The organism is Ensifer sp. ENS07 (genome assembly GCF_014852185.1).
Classification (GTDB): domain Bacteria; phylum Pseudomonadota; class Alphaproteobacteria; order Rhizobiales; family Rhizobiaceae; genus Ensifer; species Ensifer adhaerens.
In genome coordinates, this window is sequence record NZ_JACVBE010000015.1 from 140,050 (window position 1) to 152,847 (window position 12,798).

12 protein-coding genes are annotated in these 12,798 nt (G+C 63.4%); all 12 read right to left on the reverse strand.

What is annotated here, in order from left to right; translation table 11 throughout:
* Positions 1-9: 9 nt before the first annotated feature.
* Positions 10-762 carry an SDR family oxidoreductase gene (locus IB277_RS31560; RefSeq protein ID WP_090295465.1) on the reverse strand — a complete coding sequence of 251 codons (753 nt, stop codon included), beginning with the start codon at positions 760-762 and terminating at the stop codon, positions 10-12.
* Positions 759-1,259, reverse strand: a complete 501-nt coding sequence (locus IB277_RS31565) for a hypothetical protein (RefSeq protein WP_089044341.1) — start codon at positions 1,257-1,259, stop codon at positions 759-761. The genes IB277_RS31560 and IB277_RS31565 overlap by 4 nt, the downstream gene beginning before the upstream one ends.
* A 2-nt stretch (positions 1,260-1,261) precedes the next feature.
* Positions 1,262-1,903 carry a LysE family translocator gene (locus IB277_RS31570; protein WP_090295318.1) on the reverse strand — a complete coding sequence of 214 codons (642 nt, stop codon included), beginning with the start codon at positions 1,901-1,903 and terminating at the stop codon, positions 1,262-1,264.
* Positions 1,900-2,325 carry a VOC family protein gene (locus IB277_RS31575; RefSeq protein WP_090295317.1) on the reverse strand — a complete coding sequence of 142 codons (426 nt, stop codon included), beginning with the start codon at positions 2,323-2,325 and terminating at the stop codon, positions 1,900-1,902. The genes IB277_RS31570 and IB277_RS31575 overlap by 4 nt, the downstream gene beginning before the upstream one ends.
* Positions 2,326-2,356: 31 nt before the next feature.
* Positions 2,357-2,770 carry an MAPEG family protein gene (locus IB277_RS31580; protein WP_060521399.1) on the reverse strand — a complete coding sequence of 138 codons (414 nt, stop codon included), beginning with the start codon at positions 2,768-2,770 and terminating at the stop codon, positions 2,357-2,359.
* 151 nt (positions 2,771-2,921) lie between these two features.
* Positions 2,922-4,154, reverse strand: a complete 1,233-nt coding sequence (gene odhB / locus IB277_RS31585) for a 2-oxoglutarate dehydrogenase complex dihydrolipoyllysine-residue succinyltransferase (protein WP_192372586.1) — start codon at positions 4,152-4,154, stop codon at positions 2,922-2,924.
* Between the two features lie 56 nt (positions 4,155-4,210).
* Positions 4,211-7,207, reverse strand: a complete 2,997-nt coding sequence (locus IB277_RS31590) for a 2-oxoglutarate dehydrogenase E1 component (protein ID WP_060521400.1) — start codon at positions 7,205-7,207, stop codon at positions 4,211-4,213.
* A 244-nt stretch (positions 7,208-7,451) separates the two neighbouring features.
* Positions 7,452-8,354, reverse strand: coding sequence for a succinate--CoA ligase subunit alpha (gene sucD, locus IB277_RS31595; protein ID WP_034802559.1), 903 nt, complete (start codon positions 8,352-8,354; stop codon positions 7,452-7,454).
* 15 nt (positions 8,355-8,369) lie between these two features.
* Positions 8,370-9,563 (reverse strand): ADP-forming succinate--CoA ligase subunit beta, encoded by a 1,194-nt coding sequence (gene sucC / locus IB277_RS31600; RefSeq protein ID WP_090295314.1) that lies wholly within the window; start codon positions 9,561-9,563, stop codon positions 8,370-8,372.
* 108 nt (positions 9,564-9,671) lie between these two features.
* Positions 9,672-10,637: a malate dehydrogenase gene (gene mdh / locus IB277_RS31605; protein ID WP_034802565.1), complete on the reverse strand. Its 966-nt coding sequence runs from the start codon at positions 10,635-10,637 to the stop codon at positions 9,672-9,674.
* A gap of 183 nt (positions 10,638-10,820) precedes the next feature.
* Positions 10,821-11,975 carry a cell division protein ZapE gene (zapE, locus tag IB277_RS31610; protein WP_090295312.1) on the reverse strand — a complete coding sequence of 385 codons (1,155 nt, stop codon included), beginning with the start codon at positions 11,973-11,975 and terminating at the stop codon, positions 10,821-10,823.
* A gap of 59 nt (positions 11,976-12,034) precedes the next feature.
* Complete coding sequence (locus IB277_RS31615) at positions 12,035-12,583, reverse strand: protease inhibitor Inh/omp19 family protein (protein WP_034802570.1); 549 nt, start codon at positions 12,581-12,583, stop codon at positions 12,035-12,037.
* Positions 12,584-12,798 lie beyond the last annotated feature (215 nt).

A 12,798-nucleotide genomic window follows, 5' to 3' on the forward strand; every position in this document is an offset into this window, starting at 1 on the left:
TCAGGACGGTTACCGTCCGCCGCTGACATTGAGAATTGCCCCCGTCACATAAGTCGCCTTATCCGACAGGAGGTAGAGAACCGCGTCAGCGACTTCCTCGGCCGTGCCGGGTCGCTGAACGGGAATGGTGAAGGCGAGATCACGCGCCCGGTCCGGCAGGCCGCCGGAGGCGTGGATCTCGGTATCGATGATGCCGGGCCGTATCGCGTTGACGCGAATGCCTTCGGTCGCGACCTCGCGCGAAAGCCCTGTCGTGAAGGTGTCGATCGCACCCTTCGAGGCGGCGTAATCGACATACTGCGCCGGCGAGCCAAGCGTGGCGGCAACCGAGGAGATGTTGACGATGACACCGCCCTGGTGCCCGTATCGTGTCGACATGCGCCGGACGGCTTCCGCTGCACAGCGGATGGAGCCGGTGACGTTGATGCGGAACATGCGCTCAAGCCGCTCGGGCGACATCTCGTCGACACGTGCCGTCTGTCCGACGATGCCGGCATTGTTGACGAGCCCGTCCAGCCGGCCGAAAGCCGAATCGACGGCAGCAAAGATCGCTTGGACATCCGCCTCGGAGCCGACATCGCCCTGAACTGCGATCGCCGTGCCGCCGGCCCGCTCGATCGCGCCGACAACCGCATCGGCCGCATCGCGGTTCGACGCATAATTGACAACGACCCGCCAGCCGGCTTTTGCAGCGCCAAGGCAGATTGCAGCACCGATGCCGCGGCTGCCGCCGGTCACGAGAAGAACAGGGCTCGCACTCATGCGGCGCATCCCTTGAACGTGAAGGCATCCCAACTGTCGGCCTCGGCCTTGCCCTTGCCCCAGGCGGTCGAAGCGCGAAGCGACGGACCGAAGTCGGGAAGCAGCAGTTGCTCGGCCGCCGTCTCGGTCTCTTGCGGGATCTCGCTGATCGCGCCGGCCTTGTCGAGCGCGTAGACGACACCCTGCCACACAGTACAGGCGCGCAGTTCCTCGCCGGTCGCATCCCCCTCGGGGCAATTGTGCATGATCAGCCCGGTCGCCCGTTCCGGCTCGCCCGCCGGCATGACGACGCCATCGAGCAGCAGGCCGGGCTTGAGAACCGCCACCTTGAAGTGGTTGCTGGTCGCGGCGCTTGCCGAGCCGACCGGTTCGAAACGCAGCTCGTAGGCCCCGTCGCGGTCGCCGTAGATCGCGTGCGACTGCTTGCAGTCAGCGGCGATCGCCGGCGCAGCAAAGGCAAGACCGAGCAGGGCTGAAAGGAGACGACCGGAGCGCATGATCAGGCAGCCTTCTCCGTCGCGAGCTTGAGGCCGAGCGCGATGAAGACCACGCCGCTGGCGCGGTCGATCCACTTGCTGGCGCGGGTAAACGCAGCACGCATGCGCGGCGTCGTCATGAACAGGCTGACGCCGACGAACCACGAGATCAGGCAGGTCGCCATGACAAGGCCGTAGCCGAACTTGATCATCATCGGCGTATGGGCGTGAACGACCGTCGAGAAGATCGACAGGAAGAAGAACACCGGCTTGGGGTTGAGCGCGTTGGCGGCAAAGCCGAGGCCGAAGGCCTTGGCCGCCGACTGGCCCTTGACCGGCCGGTTGCCTTCCGTGTGGTCGACGTTGATCTCCGTCTGGCCGGCGCGAAGCGCCTTGATGCCGATATAGATCAGGTAAGCGACGCCGCACCATTTGACGATGTTGAACAGATAGATCGACTGCGAAATGATCAGCCCGAGGCCGAGGATCGTGTAGGTCACATGGAACATCAGCGACGTGCCGATGCCGAAGGACGTGATGATCGCCGGGCGGCGGCCATGCACGATCGACTGGCGCATGACCATCGCGAGGTCGGCGCCGGGTGAGACGATGGCGAAGGCGAAGATCGCCATCAGCGATGCGAGTTCGAAGAAATACTGGCTCATGGGTTTGCGACCGGTGCGTTGAAGGCCCAGACGTGGCCGAAGGGATCCTGGATGCGCGCGTAGCGTGCGTGCCAGAAGGTATCCTGCGGCTCCAGAACTGTCGATGCCCCGGCGGCCACCGCCTTGTCGTAGGCTGCGTCGACATCGGCAGCCTTCGCCAGGTTGATGCTGATCGCAACGCCGGTACCGCCGATCGTGTTCGGCGAAAGCACGCTGCCGCCGAATTCGGGGAATTCGTCGTGCAGCATCACCTCGCCGCCGTAGATCGCCAGACTGGCGTGCATGACGCGTTTGCCGTCCTCGGCCATCGCGTGGAATGTATTCACCGCACCGAGCGCCTTCTCGTAAAAGGCGATGGCGGCAAGCCCGTCCTTGACGCAGATATGCGCCTGGATCGGCGGAACGTCGGGTCCGAATGCCATGCCAGTCTCCTCTTGCCTTGTCGCCGGGATGCTATGCCATGAGCCGGACGACCATCAGCAACAGCGCAATGATCGACACGAACCAGACGAGGGTGCGCAACACGGGAACGCCGGCCGCGTAGAGAACAGTGTAAGCCAGCCGTGCCAGAAGCCAGGTCACTGCGCCGATGGCGCCGAGACCGCCGGTCTTGCCGGTCACCGCCAGGGCGAGCGCAAGCCCAACAAAGGCCGGATAGGTTTCCAGCATGTTGCGAAGCGACCGCAGCAAACGTCCTGCCACGATGCTCTTCGAAACGCGCTGTTCGTCGCGGGGGCCGAGCAGATATTTGAAACCGAGATCGCCGGCGAGATCGAGCGACAGCGCCTGCACCAGGATGTGCACGATCAGGAACACCACGCTCCAGCCAAGCACCCAGATTTCAGTCGACGCTGCGGCGGCTTCCATCATCCCTCGCAATCGCAGGAGCGGTTCGGATCGACATCATCGGCCCTGACGGCCAGTCTCTCCGGCCAGGCCGCAGAGACGGTTTTCGCCGCGCGTGATCGCGGACGGCGAACGGCGGGGGCATGAAGGACGCCCCCGCTGTTTCCGGATATCAGAGATCGAGAACCAGGCGTTCCGGATCTTCCAGGCTTTCCTTGACGCGCACGAGGAAGGTCACGGCTTCCTTGCCGTCGACGATGCGGTGATCGTAGGAGAGCGCGAGGTACATCATCGGGCGGATGACGACCTGGCCGCCGATGGCGACCGGACGCTCCTGGATCTTGTGCATGCCGAGGATGCCCGACTGCGGCGCGTTGAGGATCGGCGAAGACATCAGCGAACCGTAGACGCCACCGTTGGAGATGGTGAAGGTGCCGCCCTGCATGTCGGCCATCGACAGCGCGCCGTCACGGGCAGCCTTACCGAGGCGACCGATGTCCTTTTCGATCTCGGCGATCGACATCTGGTCGGCATCGCGAACGATCGGAACCACAAGACCCTTGTCCGTGCCGACGGCGACGCCGATGTGGCAGTAGTTCTTGTAGATGATGTCGGTGCCGTCGATCTCGGCGTTGACGGCCGGGATTTCCTTCAGCGCGTGGGTGACGGCCTTAGTGAAGAAGCCCATGAAGCCGAGCTTCACGCCGTGCTTCTTCTCGAAGATGTCCTTGTACTTGTTGCGCAGCGATATGACGGCGCTCATGTCCACCTCGTTGTAGGTGGTGAGCATGGCGGCAGTGTTCTGCGCATCCTTGAGGCGACGGGCAATCGTCTGGCGCAGGCGGGTCATCTTGACGCGCTCTTCGCGAACGACGTCTTCAGCCGTCGACGGCGCACGGGCCTGGACCTTGGCTGGCTCGGAAGCGGCCGGCGTCGAGATGCCCTTGGCGACGGCTGCAAGGACGTCGCCCTTCAGCACCTGGCCACGCTTGCCGGAGCCGTCGACCTGATCGGCCGAGAGGTTGTTTTCGGCAAGCAGCTTGCCAGCCGACGGTGCCGGCGGCATCGACGAGGCAGCCGGTGCTGCAGCAGCGGCCGGGGCGGCAGCAGCCGGCTCGGCCTTCTTTTCGGCGGCAGCAGCCGGAGCGGCCGCTGCGGCGCCAGCGGCACCTGCAGCGATCTGGCCGAGCAGCGCGCCGAGCCCGACGGTCTCGCCGGCCTGGGCGACGATTTCAGAGAGCGTGCCTGCGGCCGGAGCCGGAACTTCGATCGTCACCTTGTCGGTTTCGAGTTCGAGCAGGGGTTCATCGGCCTTGATGGCGTCGCCGACCTTCTTGAACCAGGTGCCGACGGTCGCTTCGCTGACGGATTCGCCAAGGGTGGGAACGCGGATTTCTGTTGCCATGATTTTTGTTCCGTTGATCAGATATCTGTTTCTATTGGCTCAGAGCGTGGGGAGCATCAGCCCCCCAGCGCGTCCTCGAGGAAGGCGGCAAGCTGCGCCAGGTGCTTCGACATCAGGCCCGTCGCCGGCGATGCGGCAGCCGGACGGCCGGTGTAGCGCACGCGCTGATACTTGGCGTCGATATGGGCGAGAACCCATTCGAGGTACGGGTCGATGAACGACCAAGCGCCCATGTTCTTCGGCTCTTCCTGGCACCAGACCATCTCCGCGTTGCGGAAGCGGCTGAGCTCGTTGATGAGCGCCTTGGCCGGGAACGGATAGAGCTGTTCGACGCGCAGCAGGTAGATGTCGTCGATGCCGCGCTTTTCGCGTTCTTCGAGCAGGTCGTAGTAGACCTTGCCCGAGCAGAGCACGACGCGACGGATCTTCGAGTCCTTCTGCAGCTTGATCGGGCCGTCCTTGATCACCTCGGCATCGTCCCACAGCAGGCGGTGGAACGAGCTCTCGCCGGCCATTTCCGACAGGCTGGAGATCGCACGCTTGTGACGCAGCAGCGACTTCGGCGTCATCAGGATCAGCGGCTTGCGGAAGTCGCGCTTCACCTGGCGGCGCAGGATGTGGAAGTAGTTCGCCGGCGTCGTGACGTTGGCGACCTGCATGTTGTCTTCCGCGCAGAGCTGCAGGAAGCGTTCCAGGCGAGCAGACGAGTGCTCCGGACCCTGGCCTTCATAGCCGTGCGGCAGCAGGCAGACGAGACCCGACATGCGCAGCCACTTGCGTTCGCCCGACGAGATGAACTGGTCGAAGACGACCTGCGCACCGTTGGCGAAGTCGCCGAACTGAGCTTCCCAGAGGGTGAGCGCGTTCGGACGGGCGAGCGAGTAGCCGTACTCGAAGCCGAGAACCGCCTCTTCCGAAAGCATCGAGTTGATGACTTCGTAGCGCGCCTGGGTCGGCGACAGGTTTGCGAGCGGGATGTAGCGCTCTTCCGACTGCTGATCGTAGAGCACCGAGTGGCGCTGCGAGAAGGTGCCGCGTTCGCAGTCCTGACCCGACAGGCGGATCTTGGTGCCTTCCGTGACCAGCGTGCCGAAAGCGAGCGCCTCAGCCATGGCCCAGTCGACACCCTCGCCGGTCTGGATCATGTTGGCGCGGTTTTCCATGAAGCGCTGGATCGTGCGGTGCGCGCTGAAACCAGCCGGGATCTCAGAGATCTTGCGGCCGACTTCCTTCAACTGCTTCATCGGCACCGAGGTCTTGCCGCGGCGCTGTTCGTCCTGGTTGTCGGCAGAGCGCAGGCCCGACCAGACACCGTCAAGCCAGTCGGCCTTGTTCGGCTTGTAGGACTGGCCGGCCTCGAACTCCTGTTCGAGATGCGCACGCCAGTCGGCCTTCATCTTCTCGACTTCGCCTTCGGAAATCAGGCCCTCGGCGATCAGGCGGTCGGAGTAGACCTGGACGACGGTCCTGTGGGCGCGGATGACCTTGTACATCTTCGGCTGCGTGAACGCCGGCTCGTCGCCTTCGTTGTGGCCGAAGCGGCGATAGCAGAACATGTCGATGACGACAGGCTTGTGGAACTTCATCCGGAATTCGGTGGCGATCTTGGCCGCGTAGACAACCGCTTCCGGATCGTCGCCGTTAACGTGGAAGATCGGCGCTTCGATCATCTTGGCGACGTCGGACGGATAGGGCGACGAGCGCGAGAAGGCCGGATTGGTGGTGAAGCCGATCTGGTTGTTGATGATGAAGTGGACCGTACCGGCAACGCGGTGACCGCGCAGGCCGGAAAGCCCGAGGATTTCAGCAATCACGCCCTGGCCGGCAAAGGCAGCGTCGCCGTGCAGCAGAAGCGGCATGACCTTGGAACGTTCGCGCAGCGGAATGATGTCGCCTTCAAAGACGGTCGCCATCTGGTCCTGCTTGGCGCGTGCCTTGCCCATGACCACGGGGTTGACGATTTCCAGGTGCGACGGGTTCGCCGTCAGCGACAGGTGAACCTTGTTGCCGTCGAATTCGCGGTCGGAAGACGCACCGAGGTGGTACTTCACGTCGCCCGAACCTTCGACGTCGTCAGGCGCGTAGGAGCCGCCCTTGAACTCGTGGAAGATGGCGCGGTGCGGCTTTGCCATGACCTGGGAAAGCACGTTCAGACGGCCGCGGTGGGCCATGCCGAGCACGATTTCCTTGAGGCCTTCCTGGCCGCCGCGCTTGATGATCTGCTCGAGCGCCGGGATGAGCGACTCACCGCCGTCGAGACCGAAGCGCTTGGTGCCCTTGTACTTGACGTCGATGAACTGCTCGAAGCCTTCGGCCTCGATCAGCTTCTGCAGGATCGCCTTCTTGCCTTCCGGCGTGAAGTCGACGCCCTTGTCCGGACCTTCGATGCGCTCCTGGATCCAGCCCTTCTCTTCCGGGTTGGACATGTGCATGAACTCGACGCCGATCGTCGAGCAGTAGGTGCGCTCGAGGATTTCGACCATCTCGCGGAGGGTCGCGTATTCGAGGCCGAGCACGTTGTCGATGAAGATCTTGCGGTCGAGATCCTTGTCCTCGAAACCGTAGTTCGAGGGCGAAAGCTCGTTGTAGTCTTCAACCGGGGCAGCCAGGCCGAGCGGGTCGAGCTTGGCATGCAGGTGGCCGCGGGCGCGATAGGCGCGGATCATCATGATGGCGCGGACGGAATCGCGCGTCGCCTGATGGATGTCAGCAGCGCTGGCGACGGTGCCGGTGGCGGCCGCCGTTTCCTCGGCCTTCGCCTTGACCTTCTTCTCGATGACCTTCTCGACCGTGCCCCAGTCGCCATCGAGCGCCGAGACCAGTTCGCCATTGGCCGGGATCGGCCAGTTGTTCTTTTTCCAGGAGGCGCCCTTGGCTGCCTTCACCACATCTTCCGGCCGGTCGGCGAGCGCCTTGAAGAAGGCCTGCCATTCAGCCGACACGGACGCCGGGTCCGCCTCGTAGCGTGCATGGAGCTGCTCGATATAGGCGGCGTTGGCGCCGTCCAGAAACGAAGTGAGCTGGAATTGCTCGTTGGCCTCTTGCCTTGTCATGGTCTCACGCGGACTGATCTGTCCGCCTCCTGACTGAAGTTGGGTTGCCGGGTATCCCGGTCGTTCATGTTCGTTCGGCGCGTCCGGGCGCCGGGCCTTTTTCCTACGGCGCCGCGCATCGTCAGGACGCGCTGGGTCACCGTGGCAGTCATTGCCGCATGTCCTGATCTTCAATCAGCCAAGGAAACAGGCGGCAGGCACGTTGTCCGGGCCGGATCGACCGGCCCGGACAAATGGTTTGAGATCAGCCCTTGAGGACTTCGACCAGCGTCTTGCCGAGACGAGCCGGCGAAGGCGATACGCGGATGCCTGCCTGCTCCATCGCAGCGATCTTGGATTCCGCATCGCCCTTGCCGCCGGAAACGACAGCGCCGGCGTGGCCCATGGTACGGCCCTTCGGAGCGGTACGGCCCGCGATGAAACCGGCCATCGGCTTCTTGCGGCCCTTCTTGGCTTCGTCGATGAGGAACTGTGCAGCATCCTCTTCGGCCGAGCCGCCGATTTCGCCGATCATGATGATCGAGGTCGTGGCTTCGTCCGCCAGGAACATCTCAAGCACGTCGATGAACTCGGTGCCCTTGACCGGGTCGCCGCCGATGCCGACGGCCGTCGTCTGGCCGAGGCCCTCGTTGGAGGTCTGGAACACGGCTTCATAGGTCAGCGTGCCGGAGCGCGAGACGATGCCGACCGAACCCTTGCGGAAGATCGAGCCCGGCATGATGCCGATCTTGCATTCTTCCGGCGTCAGGATACCGGGGCAGTTCGGGCCGAGCAAACGCGACTTGGAGCGGTCGAGGCGAGCCTTGACGCGTACCATGTCGGCAACCGGGATGCCTTCGGTGATGCAGGTGATGAACGGGATTTCCGCATCGATCGCCTCGATGATCGCGTCCGCGGCACCTGCCGGCGGAACGTAGATCACGGATGCGTCCGCGCCGGTCTTTTCACGGCCTTCGGCAACCGAGGCGAAGATCGGCAGGCTTTCGCCCTTGGAGCCGGTCCAGGTTTCGCCGCCCTTCTTCGGGTGAATACCGCCGACCATCTGCGTGCCGTAATAGGCAAGCGCCTGTTCGGTATGGAAGGTGCCGGTCTTGCCGGTCAGGCCCTGAACGAGGACCTTGGTGTTCTTGTTAACGAGAATCGACATGAGGTGGTCCTTCAGTTAGCCGTTGATCGCGGCGACGATCTTCTTGGCAGCATCGTCCAGATCGTCGGCGGCGGTGATCGCCAGGCCGGATTCATTCAGGATCTTCTTGCCAAGCTCGACATTCGTGCCTTCGAGACGAACGACCAGCGGAACCTTGAGGCCAACTTCCTGCACGGCCGCAACGACGCCTTCAGCGATGACATCGCACTTCATGATGCCGCCGAAAATGTTGACGAGGATGCCCTCGACCTTCGGGTCGGCCGTGATGATCTTGAAGGCTGCCGCGACCTTCTCCTTGCCGGCGCCGCCGCCGACGTCGCAGAAGTTCGCCGGCTCCTTGCCGTAGAGCTTGATGATGTCCATCGTCGCCATGGCAAGGCCGGCGCCGTTGACCATGCAGCCGATGTTGCCGTCGAGCGCGACATAGGCGAGATCCCACTTCGAGGCCTCGATTTCCTTGGCGTCTTCTTCGGTCTCGTCGCGCAGAGCCTTGATGTCGTCGTGGCGGAAGAGCGCGTTGCCGTCGAACGAGACCTTGGCGTCGAGAACGCGCATGCGGCCGTTCTTCATGACGATCAGCGGGTTGATCTCGAGCAGGCTCATGTCCTTCTCGACAAAGGCCTTGTAGAGGATCGGGAAGAGCTTTTCAGCGTCAGCCTTGGCTTCGCCGTCGAGCTTCAGGGCCGCGGTGAGCTTGGCAAGATCAGCGGCGGTGACGCCGGCTTCCGGGTTGATCGCGACGTTGACGATCTTTTCCGGCGTGTCGTGCGCAACAGCCTCGATGTCCATGCCGCCTTCCGTCGAAACGACGAAGGCAACCTGGCCGACCGAGCGGTCGACGAGCAGCGACAGATAGAGTTCGCGCTCGATGTCGGCGCCGTCCTCGATGTAGAGGCGGTTCACCTGCTTGCCGGCCGGGCCGGTCTGCGCGGTGACGAGCGTGTTGCCGAGCATTTCCTTGGCATGAGCCTTGGCTTCGTCGATCGAGAAGGCAAGACGAACGCCGCCCTTGGCGTCGGCGGACAGTTCCTTGAACTTGCCCTTGCCGCGGCCGCCCGCATGGATCTGGCTCTTGACCACGTAGAGCGGGCCCGGGAGCGACTTGGCAGCAGCTTCAGCTTCGTCAGCCGAGAAGATCGCGACACCTTCCGCGACCGGTGCGCCATAGCTCTTCAGGAGAGCCTTGGCCTGATATTCATGAATGTTCATGGTGTTTTTCCTGTCTGAGCATTGTGCGGGCAGGTGGGGCACCTACCCGCACCAATGCGGCAAAAACAATGAGGTCGAGCGGATCAGCGTCCGCCCGACGGGAGGCGATTACTGCTTGAGGCTCGGCGCAATGCCGATGCAGGCTTCGCAAAGACCGGCGACCGAAGCGACGGACTTGTCGAACGCTTCCTTCTCGGCCTTGTTGAGATCGATCTCGATGATGCGCTCGACGCCGCCGGCGCCGATAACGGTCGGAACGCCGACATACATGTCCTTGACGCCGTACTGGCCGGTCAGGTGTGCCGCGCAGGGCAGAACGCGCTTCTTGTCCTTGAGGTAGGCTTCAGCCATTTCGATCGCCGAGGCGGCCGGTGCGTAGTAGGCCGAACCGGTCTTGAGCAGGCCGACGATTTCGGCGCCGCCGTCACGGGTGCGCTGGATGATTTCTTCGAGGCGTTCCTTGGTGACCCAGCCCATCTGCACGAGGTCGGTCAGCGGGATGCCGGCAACGGTCGAGTAGCGGGCGAGCGGCACCATGGTGTCGCCGTGGCCGCCGAGAACGAAGGCGGTGACGTCCTGGACCGAGACGTTGAATTCCTGCGAGAGGAACAGGCGGAAGCGCGAACTATCGAGAACGCCGGCCATGCCGACGACCTTGTTCTTCGGCAGGCCCGAGAACTTCTGCAGCGCCCACACCATGGCGTCGAGCGGGTTGGTGATGCAGATGACGAAGGCGTTCGGGGCATACTTCTTGATGCCGGCGCCGACCTGTTCCATGACCTTGAGGTTGATGCCGAGCAGGTCGTCGCGGCTCATGCCCGGCTTGCGAGCGACGCCGGCGGTGACGATGCAGACATCAGCGCCTTCGATGGCGGAATAGTCGCTCGCACCCGTCAGGTTCACGTCGAAGCCTTCGACCGGGGAGGACTGGCCGATGTCGAGACCCTTGCCCTGCGGAATGCCGTCGGCGATGTCGAAGAGGACGATGTCGCCCAGTTCCTTCAGGCCGGCGAGATGCGCCAGCGTGCCACCAATCATCCCTGAACCGATAAGTGCGATCTTGTTGCGAGCCATGAAAGTGCTTCCTTTGTGATCCCAATATGATCAAGGCCTGAAACGCGGCAAACGCCAAACCTTCGCCGGAAGCCATTAAACGGCAATCGGTAAAATATCAATCGATACTTTTTGGTGGAACAATTTCAATCGGTTAGATCATAAAATTCTTACGTAAACGTAAGAGTTTTCGCCACATCTGCGTCACGAAACAGCAACATTTGCGGGATGCGCAGCGGCATATTCCTCGCTTTGCATCTCGATCAGACGTGAAACCGTGCGGTCGAACTCGAAGCCTTCCGTGCCCTTTTTCTGGGTCAAGAGATCCTGCGGCTCTGCCGCCGCCGAGGCAAAGAGCCGGGCGCCGTTGTCGTAGAGCGTATCGACCAGCAGGATGAAGCGCTTGGTCTCGTTGCGCATATGCGGACCGAGATGCGGTACGTGGTCGACGAAGATCGTCGAATAGCGCTCGAGGATGGCGAGATAGTCGGCAGCCCCAAGCGGTTGCTGGCAGAGGTCGGCGAAATTGAAGCGTGCACTCTTTCCGGACGCGGCCGGTACGGGGATCTTGCGCCCCTTGCGCGGCACGTCCGCCGGAGCGGCCGGCACATTGCCGGTCTCATGAGCCCAGGCGCGCGCCATCGCCGCATCCGCCTCAGGCCCGAGCGGCGAGAGCCACACCGGGCTGCCGTCGGTCTTTGTCAGCCGGTAGTCGGTGTCCGTGTCCAGCGAGATAACCTCGGCATTTGCCTTAAGGAGTTCGATGAACGGCAAAAACAGGCTGCGGTTGAGGCCATCGCGATAGAGATCGTCGGGCGCCACGTTCGAGGTCGCAACCAGCACGCAGCCCTTGGCGAAGAGTTCGCCGAACAGGCGGCCGAGGATCATCGCATCGGCGATGTCGGTCACGGAGAATTCGTCGAAGCAGAGCAGCCGCGCTTCACCGAAGAGCTCGGAGGCGACGGGCGGGATCGGATCGGCCTGCTTGGTCTCGCCGTTCTTCAGCTTCTGCCGGTGCTTGTAGATGCGCTCGTGCACATCGGCCATGAACTCGTGGAAATGCGCCCGGCGCTTGCGCTGGATCGGCACCGCCTCGAAGAACATGTCCATCAGCATGGTCTTGCCGCGCCCCACGCCGCCGTGGATGTAGAGGCCCTTGACCGGCGGGTGGTCCTTCTTGCGCGAGGCAAACAGCCAGCCGAGCGCATTGGTCTTGCGCGACGGGCGGCTGGCGAGCAGCTCGGCCGAGAGATGATCGAACCGCCGCGCGATCGTAAACTGCGCCGGGTCACGCTTGCGCTCGCCGTTCGCGACGAGCGCTTCGAGCTTGCGGTAAATGCTGTCGTCAGGATTGAGCACGTCTCACCCGAGATGGGACGGAAAACAAAAGCCCGGCATGAGACCGGGCTGGAGAAGCGTCAGCGGCTGAGGCTGACCGGCTGGCCGCCATTGGTCGAGCCGTCGAAACGCGCGTCGGCCGTCTTGTAGAGGCGGGCGATGGCATTGCCGCTACGGTCCTTGAGGACCACCTGCTTGCCGGCCACTTCCCAGGAGCCCATGGTCGTCAGCTCGCCGGCGCAACCGCGGGTGCCGCCGCGCGAACCGGAGCCAAGATTGGTGAGCGTCAGGAACATGTCGCAGGAGCTGCCGGCGCTGGAGACGCGCCAGTTGCCGACCATCGCTTCCTTGGTGACGTCGAGCCCGCCACCTGCAGCCGCGGCGACCTGCGTGCCGGGCTGCTGGACAGCGCCGCCGGCAACCGCCGTGCCGCTCGCCGGTGCAGCCGGGAATTGCGACGTGTTTCCGGTTGGTGCCGGAAGCTGGTTCGACGAAACCGAAGGGACCGGTGCGGCCTGGATGGGAGCGGGCGAGGCGTCCTGGGAGCTGAAACCGCCCATCGACGTCCGTTGGCATCCGGCCAGCGCAAGCACAACCGCCAGCCCCGCCGCCGCATGAATTACCCGCATATCCCTACTCCTGTTCGTGTCCGCGAACCATGATGCAACGCGATAATATAGGCCGAAATACAGCAAATCCACCTGACAAATCAAGGGACGACGATTCCTGGCGACCTGTTGCAGGATTGAAACGTCCGCAGGGCCGGATCGCGCGCCACGTCCTCGCTGCGTATCATCGCCTCCTGCCGTCGGCCCGCCTCTCCCGCATCGGCACAATCACGAAT